Here is a 22,642-nt window from a genome sequence, read left to right as displayed (position 1 = left end):
CTTCCCCCTGCCAGTCACCAGTGGGGGCAGTTTCGAGAACAGTCCGAAGCCGCGTTCACCCTCAGGCCAGCGAAACCGTCTCTGACCTACTATCGACTCCGCGTGACAGTGTCATACCTCGGCGCCTAGCCACACACATCCTCCGTGAGGTAAAGGCAGGCAAACGACTTCTGCCCCTGACAGCAAGCCTCGTCTGACGTGATCATTCAGCTGCCCTTCTCTGGAGATAAAGACAGCCACCCAGGATGAGTTCCTGCATGTCCTCTCTGATGAAGAATTCGTGAAGATTCTCTCCCCAGACTGGCTTTGTGACTGGGTTCTCCTCAATAGTCGAGGTAGGAGAGCATGCCACCTATTCTGGTGGCCACAGGCAGAAGAAGAGCTGCTGGCGGTACTGATCCGGAAAATGTGGAAGGCCTGGCGCTCCCCGGCAACGATGGTCAGCTGCTCGGGAAACCCCGAAGGAGTGAAACATGCACTGGGATGGAGACCACATGGGGGGTTGGGGCATGGGAATGGGCTGGTTGGTCCTGGCCCTACTCGTGCTCGGTATCGTGGTCTTGATCATGATCATGGTCGGCATTTTCCGCGGCGGAATAGGACGAGGTCCAGGAGGCGATGACAGGGCTCAGGGACCGGAGCGCAATCGGGCACGAGACATGCTCGATGAGCGCTATGCCCGAGGGGAGATCGACGCCACTGAGTACGACGAGAAACGGCGGCGTCTTGAGAACCGTAAGGATAAAGATTAGGCCCTGACGCCACCCAGCCCCCGGCAGGTGCTCCCCCGGGGACACAGGTCATGGCTGGGATCGCCTCCGGGTGGAATCGGCGTCTGCGAGGCCGGGTTTCCCTGGGCTCATCCATCAACTCCCTCCCCCAGGTCTCTGAGGGCGACGACGCGGGCATCCTCGTGCGAGGAAACCTATGGCAGCGGAAGTACTTCACAGCCAGGACGGTCTACTGCAGGTGGAGGTAGTTGCCGCCCAGCAAGAGAGGGATATCCGCGCACGTCAGGCTCGGGTTTTCACTTATAATGGCACGATTCCGGGGTGGACCTGGCAGGTGAGCCCCGGGGACTAGTTCATCCCCGCAGCGGTTCTTTTCTTCGTGGCTTAGGCGGTGACAATGCTCCGCCGAGGAGCCTTGGTCGCTTCCCGCGGTTACGGCACCATGTACGCCGTGTTGGCTGGCGTCGTCACCCGCGTGGCCGTCTTCTATCACGGGGTCCACGGGCGCAAGGTTTCTTGACGCCCGCTTATCGACGCCACCTCTCCCCCATCTTTCGTTCACGGCCGCACCCTCCCGGAAAGGTGTGGCCTGTGTGATTCGGAGCGCACTTCGCCGCCGATAAAACTGGGCTTGAGCTGGGAGAATCCTGATATTCACTGCATACCCGGGCGCTAGCGTGGGCTTTTTTCGCTACTTAAGGCCGGCGATTCTGGCAGACAAATTATAGGCGGCCGGGGGGCTTGCATACACTAGGTCGAATATGTATGGTTCTGCGAATCAATAACGAAACGGTCACGATGTGCTCACGATTGGGTTATCGTCCAGGCCCGTGCAGCGGGCAGCATGACAGGAGTAGAACCATTTCCAGCCAGAATCAGCGGTCTACCAAGAGCCGCATCGCCTTCATGGCCGCTGCCATCGGCGCAGTCTCCACCGCCGGCATCGGCGGCGCGGCCGCAGGGACTCTGCAGGCCGATTCCGCCGCCGCCCAGAAATCCTTCACCGCCGACTACCAGCTTGCCAACGACTCGCAGCAGGTGCTCTACCCCGAGACCGATTCCGCCCCGCAGATCCTGACCATCGCCGAGCACAAGCCGGTGGACAACCTCGACGAGCAGCTGAACAAGTCCATCGAACTCGCCGCTGAGCGTGCTGCTGCCGAGGCCGAGGCAATCGCAACCGCGGAAGCAGAGGCTGCCGCCGCGGAGGCAGAGCTGGCCGCGCAGGCCCCGTCCGCCTCTGTGGTCAAGCCCACCGAGGGCACCTTCACCTCCGGTTTCGGTATGCGCTGGGGCAGCCTTCACGCCGGCCTCGACATCGCCAACGTCGTGGGTACCCCGATTCTCGCCGCCATGGGCGGCACCGTCATCGACTCCGGTCCGGCCTCCGGTTTCGGCCAGTGGATCCGCATCCAGCACGACGATGGCTCCATTGCCGTCTACGGCCACATGGAAACCCTCGACGTCAGCGTCGGCGAGCAGGTCACCGCCGGCCAGAAGATCGCCGGTATGGGTAACCGAGGTTTTTCCACCGGGTCCCACCTGCATTTTGAGCTCTACCCCACCGGCAGCGGCGCCGTCGACCCTGCCCCCTGGTTCGCCCAGCACGGCATCACCTTCTAGTTGTGCTGGCCAGCCTGGAAAAGACAATGACGTAATCGATGCGCGGGGTCAACAACACCAGCAGGACACCTAACAACAATGCCTGGTCGTCGGCCCCGTCCCACAAGAGCTGACGACGTACTACTAGTCGGTGAGGGCCGGGATGAAGATCTGCCAGGTCTGCAACATCCACATCATGGCGAAGGGAATGAGCACCCAGAACACACCCATCCACGGGCGCCAGCGGGTGAAGCTGTTCAACTTACGCACCATGATGATGGCGCAGCCGATGACACCCGCGGCGGGGACCAGGCTGGTGACAAGGGGCCACCAGATCTGCGAGGAACGGGAGCACAGCCAGAGGGCGTCGCCGGCGTCACAGACGGGACCACCCATCAGCCGGGCAACCCACGCAAGCACATAAGCGACCACGACGGTGGCGATGATGGTGCCGAACAACCAGGTGAAAGCCTGACGCGTCGACATCGTGTTGCGGTCGGCCTGCAGCACGGGATCCGTGGAGGAGGCGACTTCCTCGGCTGTCCGGGGAGCCGGCGGGCGGCGGTTGGCGAAGTCGGCGTCCGCGGTCAGATCGTTCTCCGGGTGATCGAGGAAGTAACGCCTGCGGCGGCCGTCACTCTGCGGGCGCTGGGGCGAATTCGTCTCCGGGTCACGTCCATTCATGCCCTCACCTTAGCCTTCGCGTCAGTACCGGGGTGAGGGGTGTCAGCAGAACGGGGACGTGGACGTGCCCGAGGAATTCGGTGGCGGAGAAACCGACGAAAACTCGTTCCCGCGGGCCGGGTGGGGTGGAGCCGAGGATGAGCAGATCACCCTTCTTCCACGTGAGTGCATCGATCGCACCCGACCAGCCTTGCCTGATCCGATGTCCGAGTCGCCCGAGAGATCCGGGAAGAATTCCCCCAGCACATCGTAAGAACGGTCCATGACGGCGAGGGAGTGCTCGCGCCACTCGTCGATGAGCTCGCTGGTGAAGTCGAATTTGTCGTGGAAGGACTGGTCCGCGAGGCCAGAGGGGGAGAACGCGAAGACCCGCAGATCCACCCCCCAGCTATCAGCGAGACGGGCGGCGCAGTGGAGTGAGGGGTCATTCTCGTCGATCTCGCTTGCCAGGAAAGCGTAGTTGACGCGGGTGACCCCTCGTTTAGCCAACCGGACCGCGCGTGGTGCCAGGCCCAGCGATGTGGGGAAGGAATGCAGCAGCGCCTCCGCGGCGGACCATTGCCGGTCGGATCCGGGCGGCAATGTCCTCCAGAGTCGATGATGTCATGAACCCGGTCCTAGACACTTTCGCCCGCCAAACCGATCGCTTCCCTAGTCCGCCATCGTGCTCAGGGACCACACAGTGGCGTAGGGGGTCTCCTCCCCGTCGGCGTCGAGACCGATCTGGGCAGAGGAGATCTCCACGACCATGAGACGGGGACGGGGGTCCCCCTCAGTGAGCGGGTCGACGGAGCCGGGGATCTCGACCTGCTCGGTGTCATAGGGGCCGTGCAGCTGCTGGTCGTTGGCCGCCGGATCGTCGTAGATCATCAGCAGCTGCCAGTCATGGTCGTGGATCGCCTCCGGGATCTCCAGCAGCAGGGTGTCGTCCGGGCCGACCGGCAGGTTGGGAACCTCACCCTCCGGGCACTCCAGCCCGGGCTCACACACCAGGTAGGGGGAGACCTCGATGGAGGCGTCACCCACGCGGGCCGTCACGGTGATGTCCTGCGGGGCGGGTCCGAGCCGGTTGTTCCACCAGTTCTGGGCGAGGATCGCGGCGAGGATGATGACCACCACGGCGACCAGGAGAGCGAGAAACTGCAGCAGCGACCTCTGCCGCGCCTTTTTAGGGGTGGACATGGCTCCTCATCCTACTGGGCGGGGATGAGCTCGACCTCGTAGAGGTCGGGCCAGCGTTTCCCACCCAGGAGGAACCAGCCGGTGCCGAACACGTGCGCGGCCCCGTTCAGGGCATGATCAGGCGAGGCCTCGGTCGAACACAAACCCCTATATGTGCGTCTCCTGCGACGCGTTGACCATGCAGTCCGCGAAGACGGACAGGCGGTGAAAACCGCCGTGTTGCTGACCACCGGGGTCAACGCCGAAGGTTACCGCGAACTCCTGGGCACGCACGTCGTCACGAGTGAGTCGGTGGCCTCCTGGACCGGGTTCTTCCGCGATCTCGAAGCTGTGACTGTTAGCTTTGTGTGGCGGCTTTTTCGCAACTTTATTGGCGATTGAGCTGATGCCGGTGACGAAATCTGGATAGGCCATATGGACGCTCGGGATGAGCTTGTTAGAGACCGAAGGCACCGCCGCTGACGAGGATGAAGATTCCCAGGCTGATCAGAACGATCGGGAACAGCACGTGCTCCCAGCGTTCGAGGACTTCTGCGATGGGTGGGCGAGTGGCCACGAACTTTGCCAGCAGGACCAGGCCTGCCACCAGGATGAGGAAAACGATGCAGTAGATGATGACGGTGGCGTTCTCCACGTTGAGGAAGACCGGGACGTAGACGCCGATGTTGTCGCCACCGTTGGCGAACGTCACCCCGGCGACGGTCAAGATACCTACGTTCTTTCCGCTGACTGTCGCGTCGTCATCGTCGTCATCATCTCCCCGCCAGGCCTGCCAGGCCGCCCACAATCCCAGTGCCAGGGGGATCAGCCCGAAGTAGGGAATCGCCTCGGTGGGCAGGAAAGCATCCGCCCCTATGGTGACCAGGACTGAGGCTGCGAGAATACCCGCGAAACCAAGGTACTGACCAGCCAGAATCCGAAGCGTGGTCCCCGCTTGGCCGGCCCCGCGGGCGAAGAACAGCGAGAGCACGATGATGTCGTCGATATTGGTGGCGATGAACAGGCCGATCGCCGACAGCAGGCTGGTGACCATTACGCTCCTGCCTGTCCGATGTCACAGCCGGGCACGTCACAGTCTGAGTCGAGGCAGGGGACGTTGCCATCGACGGCCAGGGTGGTGTCCAACAGCGAGTTCAACGCCTGGACAAGATGGGCGTCGACGATCTCATAGCGGGTCTGCCGTCCCTCCGGTTCGGCGACAACAATTCCGCAGTCTTTCAGGCAAGCAAGGTGGTTCGACACATTTGACCGCGTCAGGTCCAGCTCCCGAGCGAGAGCGGCAGGATAGACCGGCCCCTCCAGCAGGGTCAGAAAAATACGGGAACGAGTCGGATCTGCCATGGCCCGACCCGACCGGTTCATCACATCGAGACGAGAAGCAATAGTCAACATGCACTGAACTATACAGCCAACACTGAACAGTATATGCCCGTACGTCCTCCCCCAAGGAACGGGCCAGGCACCATGCGAACCAGCCCGGATCGTCATGCATCGGAAAGGGTCGCCTTGGGCGCAGGACTTCAGAAAATAACCACGATGGATGAAGAGAGAGGTTCCACTGCTGTCTCCTCTCACCAGTTAAAAGGGAGTGCTGCCCCCGACGCCGGGGGAGGGCGTCACCCAGATGACACCGGCTTGCTCGGGGGTGAGGACGACCGCTTTCCCGTCGGCGTCTGTGAGGAGAACTCTGTCTTGGTGTGGGCCCGCGCCAGCGACGTTCACTATGGCGCCCGGAACTATTTCCTGCCTCCTGAAGCCGGCTAACTGGCTGGAGTCAGCATCAGAGATGCGGATGATTTCGTAGTCACCCGGAGTGGCGTGGGTGAGCCGGGTGGCATTGATGGAGCGGGAGATCTGCCCGGTAGCGGTGGGGATGGGGTCGCCGTGTGGATCGGTGGCGGGGTTCCCGAGGAGAGCCTCGATACGCTCGATCATGGTTTCTGAGGCGGCGTGTTCGAGCCGTTCGGCCTCGTCGTGGACCTCCTCCCACGGGTAGCCCAGGGTGGTGGCAAGGAAGGTCTCAAGCAATCGGTGCCTGCGTACCATCGCGATGGCGTACTTCTCGCCTCGCTCGGTAAGCATGACCGGTTTGTAAGGTTGATACTCCACAAGTCCCTGGGCCGCCAGCCGCTTGACCGTATCCGAGACGTTGGGCGTGGTCGTGCCCATCCGTGCCGCCAAGGCCGTGGCGGTGATGGGTGGGCCTCCCCACTCGGTGGCCGCCCAGATCACCTTGAGGTAGTCCTGGGCTACCGGCGTGATCTCACTCAGGTCCATAGACTCACGCTACCGAAGACCACAGCCGGTCAGCCCCGACCGGTGACCAGCAGTCCGATCAAGGCGAGATTCAACGACACAATCAACGCGACCACCACCCAGGACGCCACCTGCAGAGGAACCCGGATGGCGAAACCACCCATGAGGGTTTGATCACTGCTCAACACCACCAGCGGGATCAGGGCGAAGGGGATACCCAGGCTGAGGACCACCTGGGAGAGCACCAGCGCCCACGTCGGCTCCACCCCGGCGGCGATCACGATTAAGGCGGGGAGCAGGGTGACCGCTCGCCGCACCACCTGCGGGATCTGCCGGTGCAGCAATCCGCCCATGATCGTGGATCCGGCGTAGCAGCCCACCGAGGTGGACGCCAGCCCGGAAGCCAGCAAACCGACACCGAAGGCCACTCCGACTACCGGGCCCAGCGTGTCGGTGATCACCGCGTGGGCCCCTTCGATGCTGTCGGTGCCAGGAATCCCGTTCAAGTTGCCGGCCGCCAACAATAGCATTGCGATATTGACCGACCCGGCCACCAGCAGCGACAGGAGAACATCCCACCGGGTGACACGGAGCAGACGCGGCAATGCCTCGGGCGGGATGGTGTCACCGTGGCGGTCTCGGGCGAGGGAGGAGTGGGCATAGATGGCATGGGGCATCACGGTGGCTCCGAGCATGCTCGCGGCCAGCACCACCGTCGGGGTCCCCTCAAAGCGCGGGATAATCCCAGCCAAGGCCTCGCCCCAGGAGACAGTGCCGATGAACATGCCTGTGAGAAAGCCAGCGGTGATGATTACCAGCAGACCTACTATGACGAACTCGAAGGGACGCTGACCGTGCCTGGATTGGATGGCCAGCAGCAGCATTGATACCAGCCCGATGAGCAGGCCCCCCATCAACAAGGGGAGGCCGAAGAGAATGTGGAGGGCGATCGCCCCGCCGATCACCTCGGCTAGGTCCGTGGCCGCGGCGACCGTCTCTGCTTGCGCCCAGAACGTCAAGCGTCGTCCCCGGGGTAGCCGTTGCCCCAGCAACTCCGGCAGGGAATAGCCGGTGACCAGACCGAGCTTGGCTGAAAGGTACTGCACGAGCATCGCCATGACGTTGGCGACCACCAGCACCCACACCAGCAGGTACCCGTACTGTGCCCCGGCGGTGATGTTCGCCGCGACGTTGCCCGGGTCCACATAGGCCACCGCAGCCACGAAGGCCGGGCCTAGTAACCAGGCCAAGGGCTGACGGCCTACCCGTCGCCTACTCAACATCCTTTGCACCGCTTCGCCTGGGTCTCCCCGGACTCTACTGAGCCTCATAAAAGTTAAGTTACACGAACTTTCAGTGACGGAGGGTAAATTTTAGGGATCCTGCTGCACTCGTGAGATGCGCGGCCCTCCTCCTGGCACGATGAAGATCATGGGCATTTTCCCGGGCCGACTTTTCCTGCCATGAGATCATCCTGGAATGTGACCCACAGATTCGTTTGGCGGCTGCGGTGATGGGGAAGTCAGTGCGACCGGATTCTCTCCCTCAATTTTTTGCCCCTATACCTCTATATATAGGACACCTCGAGACGACCTCAGAGCACCCTGGCCCACCCATGCCTCACCGCCGGTGGTCAGCTGCCGGAAAGCAGTTTCTGCCCATCCTCCCGCAACTCCCCTGTCGGGGACACATGCCGATATAGCGTCTGACGGGTAATCCCCAACTCCTGACACAGGGCTGCGACATTGGTTTCCGGTTGGCCCATCGATGCCATCGCCAGGCGCACCTTCGCTGGGGTCATCTTAAACGGCCGGCCGCCCTTGCGCCCACGGGCACGGGCGGATTCCAGGCCGGCCTTGGTGCGCTCGGAGATCAACTCACGTTCGAACTCAGCGAGGGCGGCGAAGATCCCGAAGACCAGCTTGCCCTGCGCCGAGGTCGTGTCAATCGCCGCCCCCTGACCGGTGAGCACCTTCAACCCCACCCCGCGGGCGGTGAGGTCATGGACGATGTTGACCAGGTGGCGCAGATTCCTGCCCAACCGGTCCAACTTCCACACCAACAAGGTGTCGCCGGAGCGCAGGGCCTTGAGGCACGCCTCGAGGTGGGGTCGGTCCTCTTGCTTGCCCGACGCCATGTCCTCGTAGAGATGGCCCGGATCCACCCCGGCCGCAAGAAGGGCGTCGCGTTGCAGATCGGTGGTTTGCGACCCATCCGACTTCGACACCCGCATATAACCAATCAGTGCCATAGGATTCTCCCATCACTTATACGATCGTTTACGTGACACGATTTTCAAAAATGTCATCCAAGGTCGAAAAAGCCGATTTTGTCACTTAACGCGTTATTTTACCTATGTCACGTGAACGGTGTAAAAAACCATTAATGTGACACGATTTTCCGGTTGACCCAGTTTCCTTGCCGGCCCGCCACCGCTCTGGCCGGAAAGGGTGTCTTTTCATGTCTGTGCGCCTGGCTTCTCGTGGAGTCGACTTCTGACAAGGTCGCTACGCCGGACCGTGATCCATGGCACACTTATTGGTGGTCGCGGTTTCTGTGCGCAGTGTTGAGGCACTCGCGAGCGCCTGGTTGTCCTCACCATGCAGTCACTGCGTAGCTTGATGGTCGACGAGGAGTTCCACCGACCCGTCCTTCAGCGAATTATGCTGGCGAACGTAGCATCTCCTCATCAAGGAAAAGGTAATAGATATGGCACAGGGAACTGTGAAGTGGTTCAACTCCGAGAAGGGCTTCGGTTTCATCGCCCCCAACGATGGGTCCGCTGATCTTTTCGTCCACTACTCCGAGATTCAGGGCGGCGGTTTCCGCAACCTGGAGGAAAACCAGCCGGTGGAGTTCGAGGTCGGCGAGGGCGCCAAGGGCCCGCAGGCCCAGCAGGTTCGCCCGCTCTAGGCCGTGTTACGAAAATCCGGTGGGTGAGACCGGCGTGTCATAAACAGCAACGAGGGTTTCCCCACGCACGCTGTTGGTGTCGAATCATCAACGCTTGCAAGGAAACCCTCGTTGCCTACTTTACCGCCCTCAGCACGCCATGACCTCACTGACGCCGAATGGCATCTACTCGCCCCACTGCTGCCCGCCCCCTCACGGCGGGGACGCCCCCGTACCTGGGACCTGAGATCCCTGGTCAACGGCATCTTCTTCCGGATCCGTACCGGATGCCCCTGGCGTGATGTCCATGAGCGCTACGGACCGTGGTGGCGGGTCCACGACCTGTTCGCCCGTCTCCGGGCTGACGGAGTGTGGGAGGACGTACACACCCGGTTGCTCACCCACGCCCAGGAGAAGGGAAAACTCTCCTGGGAGGTCAGCGTGGACTCCACCACTGCCCGCGGGCATGTCCATGCCGCCGGCGCCCGCAAGGACAGTCCCCTCCGGCACCCCGGGGAGCCTGATCATCATGGTTTCGGGCGCTCCCGGGGCGGATGGTCAACAAAGATCCACGTCGGTATCGATGCCGGGTGTGGGGTGATGTCGTTGGTGATCACCCCTGGCCAGGCAGGTGATGGGCCACAGATGGTGCCGGTCCTGGACAAAATCCGGGTCCCGTCCACCGGCCGGGGCCGGCCGCGGCGACGACCCAAGCGGGTGCTGGCAGATAAGGCGTATTCCTCGCGAGCCAACCGAAAGTATCTACGGTCGAGGGGCATCAAGGCGACAATCTCCCAGCCGAAGGACCAGGTCGCCCACCGGCGGCGCAGGGGATCAGCCGGTGGCCGACCCCCTGCCTTTGACACTTCTGTCTACCGGCGGCGCAATGTGGTGGAGCGGGGGATCAACCGGATCAAGCAGCACCGTGGGTGTGCCACGCGTTTCGATAAGTTAGTGGTGCACTTCGAGGCCACGGTTCAGCTGGCGGTGATCCGGTACTGGCTGAAACGACTTTCGTAACACCGCCTAAGCCACTCGCGTGGTAAAGAATGACCGCCTCACCGTCGGGTGCGGCGGTTTTTCTCATCGCCTGGCCAGGGATGGTGTCCCATGGTCGTGGCCACAGCACCCACAAAACGCATGAACGACGCTTCGACCCTACGAGGGGTGTGCCTGGTTGTAGGCCTCGACGATGTGCTTGGGGATGGAGCCCCGATCAGACACCTGAAGGTTCTGCTCCTGCGCCCACTGGCGGATCCGGCGGGAGTGTAAACGCTTCGCCCCACCAGCAGCCCGGGTGCGGGAGTTGCGTGCCACCGGGGCGGGTTGGGCAGCCTCGACGTAGGGGGCGAGCAGATCAAGGAATCGGGTGGCGTTGTCCTCGGAGAGGTCGATAACGTACTCGGAGCCCTCGACGCCAAATCGGAGGGTGGTCACCTGGTCATCGGTCAGGGGCGTGCCGTCGATGTCGTCAAAGTACTGGGTGATTTCGCGGCGTGCCACGGGGTGCTCCTCGGTGTAGAAGGGATTTCTCGGTGACGTATCCGTGAGGAAACTCCACTGCTATTTATGGTTATGGCATGAGTTTACAGTTTCACGCCCCCTGAACGTTCTGACCCCCGGAGGAAGCCGAACAGATCAAAAGCGGTAAGTTATCCGGGGGCTGTTGCACACTCGCGTTGTGGACCCAATTAGCAGAGCTGCCCACCTATCGTGCGCTGCACGCCAACCAATAGTGCGTAAGCCGGAATTTCTATTTCAACAGCACCCTTTCCCCATGCCCCGGCCCCTGGTTCAGACAACGCTCAGCGCTAGGAGCTAGTTCTGTTTCTTGTCTTGGCGTGCTTCTACTTCATGTTGTCGCGTCTTCCGCTGGTGCTCGCGCGCCCGAATACGGGCGATTTTTTCCTCCCGCTCTTTCTTCTGTTCAATCTCTTCTTGCGTCGGGGACGTGGCTCGATTCAGGAGGGTCTGTACCTGGTACGTGAAAGTCTTTCCGTATCCTTCGACGGACTTAGATAGCTTCTCTAAAGCTTTGCGTTGTTTTTGCTCATCCGTCTCTTGAAACATTGTTCCAGCCCAGATGCCGGGGTCGAGTTCGAAAGTGTCGGCGTAACGTTCGTTTTTTTCGTCTCGGTAATGAATGTGGACGAGCTGCTGGGCAGGGATTCCCTCGGCAGAAAGTGCGTCCCGGTCACCGACTTCATAGTCCTTATGGGAAACCCAAAAGGGTGCTGTTACCTTTTGTCCTGGCACCCAAGTGCGGAACGTGCGCCCAGCAAACACCGTCCTAGGTATTTCCGCGTTGGGGTGGTGGAAGGTCTGACCAGGGTCGCTGTTTTTGTTCAACGCATCCAAGTCAGGCTCAGGAAGCGGTGGGTCAAACTCAGCGTGAACTTGATAGGCGACCGACTTGCCCACGTTGGAGATCTCCAGGTCGAGGACATCCATTGTGCTCTTCGGCGGAAGATAGCGAACAGTCATCATCGGGCGATTTGTTCGCTCCACTGATTCTCGTTGCAGTTCTACCGACTTTGCTTGATGGTCGGCTGAATCAGTAGCGAGGCGGTTGTACTCTTCTTGCTGCTTCTGAGACGCCAGTGCCGCCTCAGAATGGTCGGTTCTAGCTATTTCGTTCTGTTTGATGATTCTCTTCGTTTGATAGACAGCAACGAGTGCCGCGACCGCCGTAATGACAGCAAGAACGAAGATGCCAGCATTAGCAGCAGCTGCCACTCTCTCTGCCGTCCACCACTGAAAATCAGTAACATTCATCAATGATCCCTTTCTCTCAAGTCATGTAATTCGCAAATCAAGCTTGGCGGCGTGGGCGGCTGCGCGATTATGAGCCAGACCATGATCACCCTCGCCGCAAGGCAGCGTGCCCCCGTCCGAGGACGAGAGCACGATTCCTTGCGGTCGGCGGAATTAGACCCATTGGCGGATGGTCCCGCTCGGGTTTCCCTTTCCGTGACCAGGAGTGACAAACCGGCCGGTAGCCGCGGAGCGGTACACCGGCCGGTGGTTGCTGGTTCCGCTGCCCACCTGCTCGGTGGTGGTCTTCCCCGGCCACCGCGCAACCGTGGACTTGGGAACGAAGCGGCCGGTCTTGGCGGATCGATGGACTGATCGTCGTGCCACGAGAACTCCTCTCAAGTTTATCGAGAGTGAGCGTGTCCGCTGATCGGACACTGGTAGCTCCGCTAGGATCGCTGCTATCACCCGTCAAAGTGATGGCGATGAGGTTCTAGCCTCTCGATACTGCCGGGGTCTGGTGGCTGCCAGGCCCCGGCATCGCTTTTCAGCGATACCCATTACATGGCTACTTCCTCCCAATATCCCCCTTTTTGCTGGTAGATCGCCTTTTATCCTCAATTTTCTTGAGCACGCTTTCCCGCTGCGAAGCGGTAATCACCTTTCGTGCCTGGGCCACCTCCGGAGTTCCGAACGAAGAACGTTCGAACGCCTTTCTATAGCTGTCACTCATGCGGTCTCCTCCTTAGTTGCGTCGTCTCGAAGGCGGGCATGGATACGAGCCAACCGCCGCTCGATCCCCTTGGGGGTGGTACCCATCTTCTGTCCAATCTCACGGTGTTTAAGCCCCTCAAGATGAAGGGTGAGTATCTCGCGGTCTTGAGGGCCTAACATTCCTACAAGGCGCATCAGGTCTATATCTTGAGTTACTGCCTCAGCCGTGTTCTCGGGGTCCACAAAGGAGCCTCTGTCACTGAATCCGTCCAGGTAGATCATCTCCTGCTCCCGTTTTCTCTGCCGGTGAAAGGCCGTCAGTGGGTCGGCTGAAGAAAACAAGCATCGATTGATGAAAAAAGTGCGCATGCTGGCAGGGCCGTTGGGCCTCCACCGCCCACCGAAAAGGGACTGCTCACGAAACCGGTAGATGCCGTCGGCGACAATATCTTCTGTCAGGTCCTCTATTTCATGTTCTCTCAGGGAACTCGGGTCGAGATCAATACCCGTAGAGATGCCTTTGACCTTTAACGAACCGCATTTTTCGAGCAGTTTTCCCTTGCGGAGCCAAGATCGGATCACCATGAATCCGTAGTCCACCAGCTCCCGTTCGAAATCCGCATAGTCTGCTCCACGAAATCCTTGGTCGGCAAGAATTTGGTAGAGCTCACGGTCTCCGTCTCGCCTGCTCACTTCATCTACAGTTTGACTAGTGACCCACCGCTGGACCGCATTCCGCCGGCGGCGCAGCCCTGGCTCAAAGAGTTCGTCAGCGTCCTCCATGCGGCCCCCTTCGGGCTATTTACTCAACACTTTAAGTTACATGGAAACAACGCCTCAAATCCCCCTTTCCCCTGTTCAGATGGTCTTCCTTCACCTTCTCGAGCGCTCTCAACTCTGACCGAGTCTCGTTTCATAGGCGCAGGATCACCTTGCAGTGGAGACGCCTGAATCTGGGTCTTGCGGTGCGATAGGCTTGTTCCCACCTACACCCCCTAAATAAGGATTCGTCCCATGCCTACTCCCTCTCCTGAGCCCCATGAGATTGTCGAGCATTTCCACGATTTCATCGAAAATTCCCGTCCTGGAAATCAAATCGTTCGAGCAGCTCGGGACATCGAGTACCATGATCGGACCGTCACGATCACTTACTCTCCTGCCCATGTCGGAGCCACGGACGAGGCTCTGTTGAGCGTTATTCCTAATCGGCTAGCCGTAATTCTCGGTACTCCGATTGCGTTTAATGACCAAAAGGGGACATATATTCGTTCAGCAGTAGATCTGCTTACAGTGCTCTCCGAGCAGGGCGAAGTACTGGACGAAATAAGCACTGAAGAGCTTCATGCGCGGGCTGTCTCCTGACCTTTCTTCGCACACAAGCTGGTTAACGTACCTCTAGACCGACCGAGTGCTGGCATAAAACCTTGGCTTGCTGGTTCCGAAGTTGAATCTAGTCACTTTTCAATGCCCGGTAGAGGGTGGCTCGGCTGACGTTGAGGTCCTTGGCAATGACGACCTTGGACTCCCCAGCGACGGCCCGTCTGCGAGCTTCCTGGACTTTCTTCGGACTGAGAGCGCGTTTACGGCCTTTGTACTTTCCGGCTTTCTTCGCCAGAGCAATGCCTTCAGCCTGACGTTCACGGATGATGGTGCGCTCGAACTCGGCGAAGGATCCGAGGATCCCCAGCATGAGGGTGGCCCGCGGGTCGGTGGAATCCTCGGAGAAGGTCAGGTTCTCCTTGATGAAGTGCACCGATGCTCCCTTGGCGGTGATCGCATCGATGATGAACCGCAGATCCACCAGGGACCGGGCCAGACGGTCGATGGAGGCGACATGCAGCTCGTCATGGTCGCGCAGGTAGTCGATGCAACGCTCCAGTCCCGGACGATCTGCCCTCGAGCGGGCGGAGACTTCATCGATGAATTCCTTGTTGACGTCGCCGATCATGGCGCGTTGGCGGGCGAGGTTCTGATCCGCACTGGACACACGCAGGTAGGAAAACCGCTGCACCTTCGAGGCCTCCAGTATCAGCGCCGCAGGGGCTGGCGGCGCCACAGCTACCTGCGTGGCCGGGACTGGTACAGGAGTCGACTCCTGCCGCCTCTCCCCCACCTCCCTCCCCTGCTCCCGGGGCAGCTCCCCGACGGCCAGGGAAGTGTCGGTGTCGATGGGTTCATGCCAGGTAGGGATGTTCCAGCCATGGCCGGCGCCGCCGTCGAAGACGATGTCTTTGGTGGAAAAATCCTCGACCTCGGACCAGGTGGTGTCCCCGAGGTAGACCTGGGCCTTGGTGATGGTCGAATACACCCGCTGGACCCGCAACCTGGCCTTCGGGATGCCATTGGCACGATAGGTGGCGTGCGTGGGGTTGTTCGAATGCTGCTCGAAGCGGAGGCCGCCGTCGTCGAGGATCAGCCCGGTGGGCACCAGCTCGTCCTCGACGGCCCAGGAGCGACCGTAGTTCGTGGATCGTTTAATCCGGGTATTGTTCTTGCCCCGGCGGATGATCTGGACCCGGTCGGCAGGCCGGCCGTAGTCATCAAGCAGTGTCCCGACTCTGGCCATGTTCGCCTCCGATGTCTCACTAAGTCCTTGCTCTCAATGAGAATTCTATCAGCGATAGGGATTAGGGCCCCGTGAGACAGCAGATACTCTGCAAGCAGTCATGTCTCAATGGGGTATGCCCTATCGAATCATCTTTATCTCAAAACCGACAGGAGCCACCAAGGGGGAGGGGCGCTCATCGTCTGCACCTCTTCAGGATGAGATCTCCCCGATTGCCTGCGTTGCCGTTCATGCGCAGCACGACAGCAGCGACGGGTCGGTGGTGAAGGCCTTCGCGGCGATCCGGATGCCCTCGGCCATGGTCAGGTAGGGGGCCCAGGCGTCGGCGACCTCGGCGACGGTCCTGCCGAGCACGTGGACGCCTGCGGCGGCGAGCTCCCCGGCGTCCTTGGCGACGGCGGTCAGGCCGAGGATCTCGTTCGTCTCGGCGTTCACGACGATCTTGATGAACCCGCGGGTGTCGCGGTTCACCAAGGCGCGGGGCACGTGGTGCAGGGGCAGGACGCGGCAGTCGCAGCGGATCCCCGCGGCGAGGACGTCCTTCTCGGTCATCCCGACCGCGCCGATCGCGGGCCCGGTGAACGTCACCCGCGGCAGGCGGGCGTAGTCGACGGACCGGTCGGCGTCGGCGAACGCGTTCTCGGCGACGAGGGTGCCGTGGTGGGCGGCGACGTAGACGAACTCGGGGTGCCCGGTCACGTCGCCCGCGGCCCAGATCCGCGGGTTCGAGGACTGCAGCCGGTCGGAGACGACCACCTCGCCGGAGTCTCCGGTCTTCACCCCGACCGCATCGAGGTTCAGGCCATCGGTGACGGGACGGCGTCCGAGGGCGACCAGGACCTGGTCGGCGCGGAACTCCTGCGAGCCGCCGGACACGGCGGCGGTCACGACGGCCTCGCCTCCCGTGCCGCGGGAGACCCGGGTGGGCACTGCGCGGCTGACGACGCGGATGCCCTCGTCGGCGAACACCTCCTGGAGCGCCTTCGACACCTCCGGCTCCTCCTTCGAGGCGAGCCGGGACCGCACGAGCAGCGTGACCTGCGAGCCGAGGCGGGCGAACAGCTGCGCCTGCTCCAGGGCGACGTAGCCGCCGCCGAGCACCAGCAGCGACTCGGGGACCTCCGTCAGCTCCATCGCCGTGGTCGAGGTCAGGTATCCGGTCTCCTCCAGGCCGTCGATCGGCGGTGCCCACGGGCGAGAACCAGTCGCGACCAGGTAGTGGTGGGCCTCGATGGTCTCGACGCTTCTGTCGGCTCCGGCAACATCGAGAACCGGCGCATCAGGGGTGCCCACGAACGAGGCGTCGCCGCGGAGGACCTGCCAGCCGTAGGAGTCGGCGACGTCGGCGTACTTCTCGCCGCGCAGCGACTCCACCAACGCTTGCTTCCCAGCGATCAGCGCGGGCATGTCGACGGGATCCGCCGTCGTCGCGATCCCGGGGAACCGGGTTGCGGCGTCGACGGCGACGTGCCGCGCGCCGGCCGCGGCGATGAGCGCCTTCGACGGGACGCAGCCCGTGTTCACGCAGGTGCCGCCGAGCGTCCCGCGCTCGATCATCACCACCGACTTTCCGAGCGTGCTGGCGCGGATCGCAGCGGCGAACGCGCCGCCTCCCGATCCGATGATGGCGAGATCGTACTTCGTAGGCATCGCTGCTCCTGTCAACTCTTGGCTTTCTGCTCTGTCTCAGCCATACTGGACCTTCCAGTACAGGGGAAGGTCAAGCGCGGCCACGGAGGGAGACAGCAATGCGGATCGGAGAACTCGCCGAGAGGGCGGGCACTACCGCGAAGACCCTTCGCTTCTACGAGGAACAGGGCCTTCTGCCCCCGACCGAGCGCACGCCGTCCGGATACCGCGACTACGCGCCCGAGACGGTCGCTCGGATCGACTTCGTCCACCGCGGCCAGGCCGCGGGCCTCACCCTCGCCCAGATCCGCCAGATCCTCGACATCCGCGACGGCGGCCATGCGCCCTGCGAGCACGTGCGCGACCTGCTTGACGTGCGCCTCGCTGAGATCGAGCAGCAGATCGCGCAGCTCTCCGTGCTGCGCGACACTATCGCGGACCTCAGACAGGACGCCGCGCACCCGGACCCTGAAACGTGCAGCACCGATCAAGTGTGTAGGTACTTGTAATCCAATTGGGCACACCTCCTTAGCAACCACGCTATGCGAGAGTTGCAGCTCGACGAGAGCAAAGATGGCAGGATTGATCACCAGGATCGATCTTTAAATAAGGACTATTTCTTACCTGGAAGTAACATTTTGGCCGTTGAGGATAATACCTTTGGTGCATTTTGAGCCAAAAAATTCTTGGCCTCTGGATTAATAGTTGCCACCACAGCACTCGCAACCAAAACTGAGCCTATAATAAATGCTTCTTTATTTATCTGCAGTGATTGCAGATTAAATCTTTTGTTGTTGACGTCATGCTCCATAAGCTTGTCGTCAAGGCGTTCTAGCCGATCGAAAGCATCTCGGCGACTTTCTTCTGATGAATTAGGGTCGCTAAGGTGCTGTTGCAAAGTTGAGGCAGTAGGAAGAGCGACGTGAAATAATCACAGCCATGGGTATCTTCTCGGGTCGTCATTTCCCTCGCGAGGTCATCCTGTGGGCAGTGCGGTGGTACTGCCGCTACGGGGTGAGCTACCGAGACTTGGAGGAAATGATGACCGAGCGGGGCGTGCCGGTCGATCACACCACGATCTACCGCTGGGTCCAGAAATACGCCCCTGAGCTGGACAAGCAAACACGGTGGTACCGGCAGGTACCTGACTGGCAGGCCAGTTCCTGGCGGGTGGATGAGACCTATATCCGGGTCGGCGGCAGGTGGTGCTACCTCTATCGGGCGATCACCGCCGGTGGCCAGACCCTGGACTTTTACCTCTCTCCGAAGCGGAACGTGGCCGCAGCGAAGCGTTTCCTGGCCAAGGCCCTCAGATCCAATGCGTCAGCCGGGTATCCCAGAGTGATCAACACCGATAAAGCACCCTCCCTAGCCAGGGCAATCGCCGAGTTGAAGTCAGAGGGAATCTGCCCGCCAACAGCGGAACACCGGCAGGTGAAATACCTCAACAACATCCTGGAAGGCGACCATGGTCGGCTGAAGCGGATCCTCGGGCCGAAAGGCGCGTTTAAGAACCGGACATCTGCATATCGGACGTTGAAAGGCGGTGGTGTGAATAAGCTCGCCGAGGGGTTGTTCGGCACTATCCAGGTCAATCCGGTCCTCCTGGGCGCGGGAGACGTCGTCGATGTCTTCGATCAACCGGGTCAGGCCGCCTCAGCCATTTCTCCGCCACCGATTTATCTGGGCCCGACGCAAAGTCGACCCGGAAACATTCCCGTATGATCTAGATTACGTTCCGGCGGAGAGGAACCACTAGCTGACGTTAGTGTCGGTTCGTGACCGTACCCGTTCGAAGTATTGACTATGTGGAGGCAACCATGGCGCTTGTGCCGGATAACACCTTGATCACCCAGACTCCTGAACAGGGTCGCGAATTGGCTATCATGCTGGCGCGGAAGACCATCGGAGCAATCCAACCAGATGCCGAAGTCCGAGAGACGTTACGACCGGGTTATGCCACGAACGCGGATTCTTTGACCATGGCCGGCCATGTCGTCGCCATCGAGTTCGCTACCATCGCCGCCGCCAACAATTACTGGCGAGCTTAAGTCCCTGACGTGTGGCAAAGAGCGATCCCTGACCGGCCGCTGGTTTTGACCAGCACCCTCAGCCACAATCGGAGAGTTCGCGCAGTGGGGCGGAATGGAACTGAACCGCCACGCGACGCTGCAGTAAACCGCCATTCCCCGTGAGCGCCGCGCATATCGATGACAGTGCCCGAGACCGGGAGCTGACTGTCACCCTGCGTCTCGATCCGCCCGCGGAGGAGACCTACTACACTCGCGGCGGGATCCGCTTCTTATGCCCTGCGCCACCTTCCCAGATCATTAGGACAGGCGCGTGAACAAAGAACACTGCCCCTCACCGTTTGATGCTCCCGGCACCGGCTCTGAAAGGTTGTATGCATGCAGAAGATATCGATTGAGGCTATCGCCCGCCAGCAACTCAAAATGGCCGATACCGCCCCCAGTGCCCGTGCCGCGGATACCGTCTTCGGCGGGCACGAAAAAATTCTGCGGCAGACCGTCATCGGGATACGTCAGGGTGCCGAGCTCGGAGAGCGCGACAATCACGACGAATCCACGATTTATGTCCTACAAGGGCGTGTCCAACTCAGGACGGGCGATGAGACCTGGATAGGTCGCAGCGGTGATCTGTTGATCGTGCCGCGATCTCGGCACAGCCTCGAAGCAATCGAGGACTCCGCTGTTTTGATCACCATTGCCAAACTGACGCAATAAGAAAGATAGGGACTTCCCCTGGGGTGTTTGAGCCCGCCGAGGGTCCGTCTTCCGCGGCGAGACCATGGACCGGCAACCGTTCACCCGCCGACTTCCTGTTCCTGATGTCCGTGCTGGCGATCAGCTAAGCGATTTCACTATCCACTCCGCACTGCCACTGGCAGCAGGAATTAAAGTCAGGTGACCCTTGGTTAAAGACAGGGGAGCTAATAGGATGGCGTTGAACCTATTTTCCCCGACTCTATCCGGAGTATTGGAGGTCCAATGACCTATACAATCGCCCAGCCCTGCGTTGATGTCCTGGATCGAGCCTGCGTCGAGGAGTGCCCCGTGGACTGCATCTACGAGGGCAAACGGATGCTCTACATCCACCCCGATGAGTGCGTCGACTGCGGCGCCTGCGAGCCCGTCTGCCCGGTTGAAGCCATCTTCTACGAAGACGATGTCCCCAACGAGTGGGTGGACTACACCGGCGCTAACGCCGCCTTTTTCGACGACCTCGGTTCGCCAGGCGGTGCCGCCAGCCTGGGTCCGCAGGACTTTGACGTCCAGCTCGTCGCGGCGCTGCCGCCACAGAACCAGGACTAGGACCTGATATCGGCCCTAAACAAGGAGAACCTGACTGCGATGTTTCATGTCCCTCGTACCAATAGTTGTTCCTGGCCTGTCATTGTGATGGTCGAAGGTCGACCTGCAGAAGATCATTGACCAAATCACCGCCAAGGGTGCGAGCGTGCACTTCATCAAGGAAAACCTGATCTTCTCGGCGGAATCCAATGCTTCGCGGGCCCAGCTCATGCTGAGCATTCTCGGCTCCTTCGCTGAGTTCGAACGCTCCATCATCCGGGAGCGCCAAGCCGAGGGGATCGCCTGGCGAAAAAGGCCGGCAAGTACAAGGGCCGCAAACGCGCCCTCACCCCGGACGACGTCGAGAAAGCCCGGAAACGGGTAGAAGCTGGTGAGTCCAAGGTGTCGATCGCCCAAGACCTCAGAATTGGCAGAGTCACCCTCTACCGAGCGCTATCCAATAACGATAAGGACTAATTCTCATCGCTCATGACCTGTGCCGGTAGGGTGGCGGTATGGCAGGTCGGGGACTAGATTCCCTCCAGTGAGTGACGTGTGGCGAAGGAGTTTTACGATGGAATCCGCAGGACGACCCCGGGTGACGCCGTTGGAAGAAGGAGCGCTGTTTGAAACTAAACGGATGGAAGCGGCGTCGGGAATTTCCTGGCCCAGACACAGAGCATCAACCGAATCGGTGCTCGTCGTCACCGAGGGGCAATGCATCGTTCAGTTCTCTGCCGAAGACCGTGGTGTGAGCGCGGGAGACAGCCTCGTCATTCCCGCTGATATCTGGCACGAGATCGTGGCAGACCCAGAGTTTAAGGCTGTCCACATCATGCCGAAGGAGATCCGGTTCACCTTCTCCACGTGATCTCCAGGAGTAATTCACCCTCCTCGGCTCCCTTCGTGGAGTTCGTGTCAGCGATGGTCGAAAAGTAGCCCAGTAACGACGAGCGAAATGTAGCCCGATGTTGTGTGTTGTCTAGTGTGCCTGACGCTCGGCGACGACCGACGGTAGGACACCCTCGCGGCCGGCGATGCGGTAGCTGGTTCCCTTGTGCGTGAAGATCTCCGCGTGGTGGACGATGCGGTCAACCATCGCCGCGGCGACGGTGATGTCTCCGAAGCATTCACCCCAGCGGGAAAACGGAAGATTCGACGTCATGATCAACGAACCGCGCTCATACCGGCCCGACACCAGCTGAAAGAACAGGTTCGCCGCGTCCGCCTCAATCGGGACGTAGCCGACCTCATCGACTATCAGCAGCTGGTAGCGGTTGAGCTTCGTCAGCAGTCCGTCCAGCTCACCTCGGCTGTGCGCCTGGGTCAGGCGGGTGATCCACCCGGCCGCAGTATCGAAAGCGACCCGGTAGCCCTGCCGGGCGGCGATCACCCCCAGCCCGGTGGCCAGGTGCGTCTTGCCCGTTCCGGGTGGGCCGAGGAAGATGACGTTTCCAGCCTCGGTGATCCACCCACCGGTCTCCAACCGGGCGATCCTCCCGCGGTCGATCGTGGGCTGGGTGGAAAAGTCGAACTCGTCGATGGTCTTGATCTGCGGGAACCCCGCTCTCCTGATCCGGCCCCTCGCCCCGGATTCTGCTCGGGCGGAGGCCTCCACCGACAGCACAGCCGCCAGATACTCCTCATAGGTCCACGAACCGTCCCGGGCCTGGGCGGCGATGGCCGCGTAGTCCGATCCGATGCGTGGTGCCTTCAACGCCCGGGCCAGGTAGGCGACCTCGGATTCCGTTGCGGTGTGATGGGCGCGTGTCATGCTCCCACCTCCAGGCCGGCCAGCCGGTCATAGACGTTCAGATCCGCCTGTTCGACCTCGACGGCCTGCGGGTGGATCCGGGTCACCGCCAGCTGGTGGCGCATCTGCTTCGCGGTGGCTGCATGCGTCGGGTCGGTGAGCGTCTGATGCTCGCCCCACACCCGCACATGGTGGGCGACGATCACCCCATCCGGGGCGCGCACGATCACCTGCTCCAGGTCGGCGTGGACGGTGACGATCCGGTTGATCATCCGCGGGTCCACCGAGTACCGGTTGGCGTCGACCGCGACGTAGTAGTTGCGCGGCAGGCGCACCTGCCGCATCACCCCGACCTGCGGGGGATACGGCGGCAGGGTGGTCATCTTCGCCTTGTCCGCGGTCCACACCTTCGCCGGGACCTGCCTGGTAGTGGCGTGGATCCGTTGGTTGGCCACCTGGGTGATCCAGTCGTCTAGCTGGTGCTGGACATCTGACGGTTGGGTGAAGTGGCGACCGGGGAAAAACGAGGACTTCAGGTATCCGTTGGCCCGTTCCACCACTCCCTTAG

Annotated in this window: 31 protein-coding genes and 2 pseudogenes; 14 read left to right on the top strand and 19 right to left on the bottom strand. The window is 61.1% G+C overall.

The features are described 5' to 3' along the window. The first annotated feature begins 473 nt into the window (after positions 1-473). Together B840_RS12475 and B840_RS12470 are read left to right on the top strand one after the other, a co-directional pair. Entirely contained in the window at positions 474-752 is a 279-nt protein-coding gene (locus B840_RS12475) for an SHOCT domain-containing protein (RefSeq protein WP_042622803.1), read from the top strand. An 885-nt stretch (positions 753-1,637) separates the two neighbouring features. Further along, positions 1,638-2,354: a M23 family metallopeptidase gene (locus tag B840_RS12470; protein WP_188656965.1), complete on the top strand. Its 717-nt coding sequence runs from the start codon at positions 1,638-1,640 to the stop codon at positions 2,352-2,354. Between the two features lie 7 nt (positions 2,355-2,361). On the opposite strand, the pseudogene B840_RS13925 reads toward B840_RS12470, so the two are convergent. The 5 genes and pseudogenes from B840_RS13925 to B840_RS13630 form a co-directional block, all read right to left on the bottom strand. Continuing rightward, a pseudogene (locus B840_RS13925) lies at positions 2,362-2,448 on the bottom strand (metalloregulator ArsR/SmtB family transcription factor); the annotation flags it as partial. Positions 2,449-2,477: 29 nt separating this feature from the next. Continuing rightward, positions 2,478-3,017, bottom strand: a complete 540-nt coding sequence (locus tag B840_RS12465; protein ID WP_229676667.1) for a hypothetical protein — start codon at positions 3,015-3,017, stop codon at positions 2,478-2,480. A 42-nt stretch (positions 3,018-3,059) separates the two neighbouring features. After that, on the bottom strand, positions 3,060-3,599 hold the full coding sequence (locus tag B840_RS12460; RefSeq protein ID WP_052491232.1) for a hypothetical protein: 540 nt from the start codon (positions 3,597-3,599) through the stop codon (positions 3,060-3,062). Positions 3,600-3,668: 69 nt separating this feature from the next. Beyond that, on the bottom strand, positions 3,669-4,199 hold the full coding sequence (locus B840_RS12455) for a DUF2771 domain-containing protein (protein WP_042622802.1): 531 nt from the start codon (positions 4,197-4,199) through the stop codon (positions 3,669-3,671). An 11-nt stretch (positions 4,200-4,210) separates the two neighbouring features. Beyond that, on the bottom strand, positions 4,211-4,342 hold the full coding sequence (locus tag B840_RS13630) for a glutaminyl-peptide cyclotransferase (protein ID WP_373285116.1): 132 nt from the start codon (positions 4,340-4,342) through the stop codon (positions 4,211-4,213). On the opposite strand from B840_RS13630, the pseudogene B840_RS13350 reads away from it, so the two are divergent. Continuing rightward, positions 4,336-4,529, top strand: a pseudogene (locus B840_RS13350) (transposase); the annotation flags it as partial. The gene B840_RS13630 and the pseudogene B840_RS13350 overlap by 7 nt on opposite strands. Before the next feature lie 106 nt (positions 4,530-4,635). Here the strand turns inward: B840_RS13350 and B840_RS12450 are convergent. The 5 genes from B840_RS12450 to B840_RS12430 form a co-directional block, all read right to left on the bottom strand. Further along, a complete protein-coding gene (locus tag B840_RS12450) occupies positions 4,636-5,232 on the bottom strand; it encodes a cadmium resistance transporter (protein WP_042622801.1) in 597 nt (198 codons plus the stop codon). After that, a complete protein-coding gene (cmtR, locus tag B840_RS12445; protein ID WP_042622800.1) occupies positions 5,232-5,591 on the bottom strand; it encodes a Cd(II)/Pb(II)-sensing metalloregulatory transcriptional regulator CmtR in 360 nt (119 codons plus the stop codon). Before cmtR ends, B840_RS12450 begins: the two co-directional genes overlap by 1 nt. Before the next feature lie 186 nt (positions 5,592-5,777). Beyond that, positions 5,778-6,476 carry a metal-dependent transcriptional regulator gene (locus tag B840_RS12440; protein ID WP_042622799.1) on the bottom strand — a complete coding sequence of 233 codons (699 nt, stop codon included), beginning with the start codon at positions 6,474-6,476 and terminating at the stop codon, positions 5,778-5,780. A gap of 29 nt (positions 6,477-6,505) precedes the next feature. Then, entirely contained in the window at positions 6,506-7,738 is a 1,233-nt protein-coding gene (locus tag B840_RS12435) for an Nramp family divalent metal transporter (RefSeq protein WP_042622847.1), read from the bottom strand. Positions 7,739-8,088: 350 nt separating this feature from the next. Beyond that, positions 8,089-8,706 carry a recombinase family protein gene (locus tag B840_RS12430; RefSeq protein ID WP_042622798.1) on the bottom strand — a complete coding sequence of 206 codons (618 nt, stop codon included), beginning with the start codon at positions 8,704-8,706 and terminating at the stop codon, positions 8,089-8,091. A gap of 458 nt (positions 8,707-9,164) precedes the next feature. Here B840_RS12430 and B840_RS12425 point away from each other — a divergent pair, with 458 nt between their 5' ends. Beyond that, the gene (locus B840_RS12425) at positions 9,165-9,368 is read left to right on the top strand and encodes a cold-shock protein (RefSeq protein WP_042622797.1); all 204 of its coding nucleotides are present in this window, start codon (positions 9,165-9,167) and stop codon (positions 9,366-9,368) included. Between the two features lie 111 nt (positions 9,369-9,479). Then, the gene (locus B840_RS12420) at positions 9,480-10,367 is read left to right on the top strand and encodes an IS5 family transposase (RefSeq protein ID WP_042622796.1); all 888 of its coding nucleotides are present in this window, start codon (positions 9,480-9,482) and stop codon (positions 10,365-10,367) included. A gap of 138 nt (positions 10,368-10,505) precedes the next feature. On the opposite strand, the gene B840_RS12415 is transcribed toward B840_RS12420, so the two are convergent. From B840_RS12415 to B840_RS12410, 4 genes are all read right to left on the bottom strand, one after another. Beyond that, the gene (locus tag B840_RS12415; RefSeq protein WP_042622795.1) at positions 10,506-10,850 is read right to left on the bottom strand and encodes a histone-like nucleoid-structuring protein Lsr2; all 345 of its coding nucleotides are present in this window, start codon (positions 10,848-10,850) and stop codon (positions 10,506-10,508) included. A 315-nt stretch (positions 10,851-11,165) separates the two neighbouring features. Continuing rightward, positions 11,166-12,122 carry a hypothetical protein gene (locus B840_RS13625; protein WP_156971986.1) on the bottom strand — a complete coding sequence of 319 codons (957 nt, stop codon included), beginning with the start codon at positions 12,120-12,122 and terminating at the stop codon, positions 11,166-11,168. A 547-nt stretch (positions 12,123-12,669) separates the two neighbouring features. Continuing rightward, positions 12,670-12,834, bottom strand: coding sequence for a hypothetical protein (locus tag B840_RS13620; RefSeq protein ID WP_156971985.1), 165 nt, complete (start codon positions 12,832-12,834; stop codon positions 12,670-12,672). After that, positions 12,831-13,598 (bottom strand): RNA polymerase sigma factor, encoded by a 768-nt coding sequence (locus B840_RS12410; protein WP_042622794.1) that lies wholly within the window; start codon positions 13,596-13,598, stop codon positions 12,831-12,833. Before B840_RS12410 ends, B840_RS13620 begins: the two co-directional genes overlap by 4 nt. A gap of 231 nt (positions 13,599-13,829) precedes the next feature. Between B840_RS12410 and B840_RS13615 the strand changes: the two genes are divergently transcribed. After that, the gene (locus B840_RS13615) at positions 13,830-14,177 is read left to right on the top strand and encodes a hypothetical protein (RefSeq protein ID WP_156971984.1); all 348 of its coding nucleotides are present in this window, start codon (positions 13,830-13,832) and stop codon (positions 14,175-14,177) included. An 88-nt stretch (positions 14,178-14,265) separates the two neighbouring features. Here B840_RS13615 and B840_RS12405 read toward each other — a convergent pair whose 3' ends face one another. Together B840_RS12405 and merA are read right to left on the bottom strand one after the other, a co-directional pair. Further along, the gene (locus tag B840_RS12405) at positions 14,266-15,381 is read right to left on the bottom strand and encodes a recombinase family protein (RefSeq protein WP_042622793.1); all 1,116 of its coding nucleotides are present in this window, start codon (positions 15,379-15,381) and stop codon (positions 14,266-14,268) included. 228 nt (positions 15,382-15,609) lie between these two features. Beyond that, a complete protein-coding gene (gene merA, locus B840_RS12400; protein WP_003859023.1) occupies positions 15,610-17,031 on the bottom strand; it encodes a mercury(II) reductase in 1,422 nt (473 codons plus the stop codon). Positions 17,032-17,129: 98 nt separating this feature from the next. Between merA and B840_RS12395 the strand changes: the two genes are divergently transcribed. After that, positions 17,130-17,519 (top strand): heavy metal-responsive transcriptional regulator, encoded by a 390-nt coding sequence (locus tag B840_RS12395; protein ID WP_003859021.1) that lies wholly within the window; start codon positions 17,130-17,132, stop codon positions 17,517-17,519. 104 nt (positions 17,520-17,623) lie between these two features. Here B840_RS12395 and B840_RS13340 read toward each other — a convergent pair whose 3' ends face one another. Beyond that, the gene (locus B840_RS13340; protein WP_229676666.1) at positions 17,624-17,908 is read right to left on the bottom strand and encodes a hypothetical protein; all 285 of its coding nucleotides are present in this window, start codon (positions 17,906-17,908) and stop codon (positions 17,624-17,626) included. Between the two features lie 41 nt (positions 17,909-17,949). Between B840_RS13340 and B840_RS12390 the strand changes: the two genes are divergently transcribed. From B840_RS12390 to B840_RS12365, 7 genes are all read left to right on the top strand, one after another. Further along, a complete protein-coding gene (locus tag B840_RS12390) occupies positions 17,950-18,735 on the top strand; it encodes an IS6 family transposase (RefSeq protein WP_084603121.1) in 786 nt (261 codons plus the stop codon). A gap of 95 nt (positions 18,736-18,830) precedes the next feature. Continuing rightward, the gene (locus B840_RS12385) at positions 18,831-19,061 is read left to right on the top strand and encodes a hexameric tyrosine-coordinated heme protein (protein WP_042622792.1); all 231 of its coding nucleotides are present in this window, start codon (positions 18,831-18,833) and stop codon (positions 19,059-19,061) included. Positions 19,062-19,418: 357 nt separating this feature from the next. Further along, entirely contained in the window at positions 19,419-19,754 is a 336-nt protein-coding gene (locus B840_RS12380) for a cupin domain-containing protein (RefSeq protein ID WP_042622791.1), read from the top strand. Positions 19,755-20,018: 264 nt separating this feature from the next. After that, entirely contained in the window at positions 20,019-20,342 is a 324-nt protein-coding gene (fdxA, locus tag B840_RS12375) for a ferredoxin (protein ID WP_042622790.1), read from the top strand. Between the two features lie 145 nt (positions 20,343-20,487). After that, entirely contained in the window at positions 20,488-20,706 is a 219-nt protein-coding gene (locus B840_RS13920; RefSeq protein ID WP_229676664.1) for a recombinase family protein, read from the top strand. After that, entirely contained in the window at positions 20,625-20,798 is a 174-nt protein-coding gene (locus B840_RS13915; RefSeq protein WP_229676672.1) for a helix-turn-helix domain-containing protein, read from the top strand. Before B840_RS13920 ends, B840_RS13915 begins: the two co-directional genes overlap by 82 nt. A 97-nt stretch (positions 20,799-20,895) precedes the next feature. Next, positions 20,896-21,192 (top strand): cupin domain-containing protein, encoded by a 297-nt coding sequence (locus B840_RS12365; RefSeq protein ID WP_042622788.1) that lies wholly within the window; start codon positions 20,896-20,898, stop codon positions 21,190-21,192. Between the two features lie 111 nt (positions 21,193-21,303). On the opposite strand, the gene istB is transcribed toward B840_RS12365, so the two are convergent. Both istB and B840_RS12355 read right to left on the bottom strand, forming a co-directional pair. Beyond that, positions 21,304-22,095: an IS21-like element helper ATPase IstB gene (istB, locus tag B840_RS12360; protein WP_042622787.1), complete on the bottom strand. Its 792-nt coding sequence runs from the start codon at positions 22,093-22,095 to the stop codon at positions 21,304-21,306. Beyond that, entirely contained in the window at positions 22,092-22,529 is a 438-nt protein-coding gene (locus B840_RS12355) for a Mu transposase domain-containing protein (protein WP_211255115.1), read from the bottom strand. Before B840_RS12355 ends, istB begins: the two co-directional genes overlap by 4 nt. Between the last annotated feature and the right edge of the window lie 113 nt (positions 22,530-22,642).

It is taken from the genome of Corynebacterium marinum DSM 44953 (assembly GCF_000835165.1).
In the GTDB taxonomy this organism is placed as follows: domain Bacteria; phylum Actinomycetota; class Actinomycetes; order Mycobacteriales; family Mycobacteriaceae; genus Corynebacterium; species Corynebacterium marinum.
The sequence above is the reverse complement of the archived record's forward strand: the minus strand, read 5'-3'. Positions and strand labels throughout refer to the sequence as shown.

Coding starts and splice junctions, on each gene's coding strand:
- B840_RS12475 (WP_042622803.1), top strand. CDS start 474: ATGCACTGGGATGGAGACCACATGGGGGGTTGGGGCATGGGAATGGGC.
- B840_RS12470 (WP_188656965.1), top strand. CDS start 1,638: ATGGCCGCTGCCATCGGCGCAGTCTCCACCGCCGGCATCGGCGGCGCG.
- B840_RS12465 (WP_229676667.1), bottom strand. CDS start 3,017: ATGAATGGACGTGACCCGGAGACGAATTCGCCCCAGCGCCCGCAGAGT.
- B840_RS12455 (WP_042622802.1), bottom strand. CDS start 4,199: ATGTCCACCCCTAAAAAGGCGCGGCAGAGGTCGCTGCTGCAGTTTCTC.
- B840_RS12450 (WP_042622801.1), bottom strand. CDS start 5,232: ATGGTCACCAGCCTGCTGTCGGCGATCGGCCTGTTCATCGCCACCAAT.
- cmtR (WP_042622800.1), bottom strand. CDS start 5,591: ATGTTGACTATTGCTTCTCGTCTCGATGTGATGAACCGGTCGGGTCGG.
- B840_RS12440 (WP_042622799.1), bottom strand. CDS start 6,476: ATGGACCTGAGTGAGATCACGCCGGTAGCCCAGGACTACCTCAAGGTG.
- B840_RS12435 (WP_042622847.1), bottom strand. CDS start 7,738: ATGTTGAGTAGGCGACGGGTAGGCCGTCAGCCCTTGGCCTGGTTACTA.
- B840_RS12430 (WP_042622798.1), bottom strand. CDS start 8,706: ATGGCACTGATTGGTTATATGCGGGTGTCGAAGTCGGATGGGTCGCAA.
- B840_RS12425 (WP_042622797.1), top strand. CDS start 9,165: ATGGCACAGGGAACTGTGAAGTGGTTCAACTCCGAGAAGGGCTTCGGT.
- B840_RS13625 (WP_156971986.1), bottom strand. CDS start 12,122: ATGAATGTTACTGATTTTCAGTGGTGGACGGCAGAGAGAGTGGCAGCT.
- B840_RS13620 (WP_156971985.1), bottom strand. CDS start 12,834: ATGAGTGACAGCTATAGAAAGGCGTTCGAACGTTCTTCGTTCGGAACT.
- B840_RS12410 (WP_042622794.1), bottom strand. CDS start 13,598: ATGGAGGACGCTGACGAACTCTTTGAGCCAGGGCTGCGCCGCCGGCGG.
- B840_RS13615 (WP_156971984.1), top strand. CDS start 13,830: ATGCCTACTCCCTCTCCTGAGCCCCATGAGATTGTCGAGCATTTCCAC.
- B840_RS12405 (WP_042622793.1), bottom strand. CDS start 15,381: ATGGCCAGAGTCGGGACACTGCTTGATGACTACGGCCGGCCTGCCGAC.
- merA (WP_003859023.1), bottom strand. CDS start 17,031: ATGCCTACGAAGTACGATCTCGCCATCATCGGATCGGGAGGCGGCGCG.
- B840_RS12395 (WP_003859021.1), top strand. CDS start 17,130: ATGCGGATCGGAGAACTCGCCGAGAGGGCGGGCACTACCGCGAAGACC.
- B840_RS12390 (WP_084603121.1), top strand. CDS start 17,950: ATGGGTATCTTCTCGGGTCGTCATTTCCCTCGCGAGGTCATCCTGTGG.
- B840_RS12385 (WP_042622792.1), top strand. CDS start 18,831: ATGGCGCTTGTGCCGGATAACACCTTGATCACCCAGACTCCTGAACAG.
- B840_RS12380 (WP_042622791.1), top strand. CDS start 19,419: ATGCAGAAGATATCGATTGAGGCTATCGCCCGCCAGCAACTCAAAATG.
- fdxA (WP_042622790.1), top strand. CDS start 20,019: ATGACCTATACAATCGCCCAGCCCTGCGTTGATGTCCTGGATCGAGCC.
- B840_RS12365 (WP_042622788.1), top strand. CDS start 20,896: ATGGAATCCGCAGGACGACCCCGGGTGACGCCGTTGGAAGAAGGAGCG.
- istB (WP_042622787.1), bottom strand. CDS start 22,095: ATGACACGCGCCCATCACACCGCAACGGAATCCGAGGTCGCCTACCTG.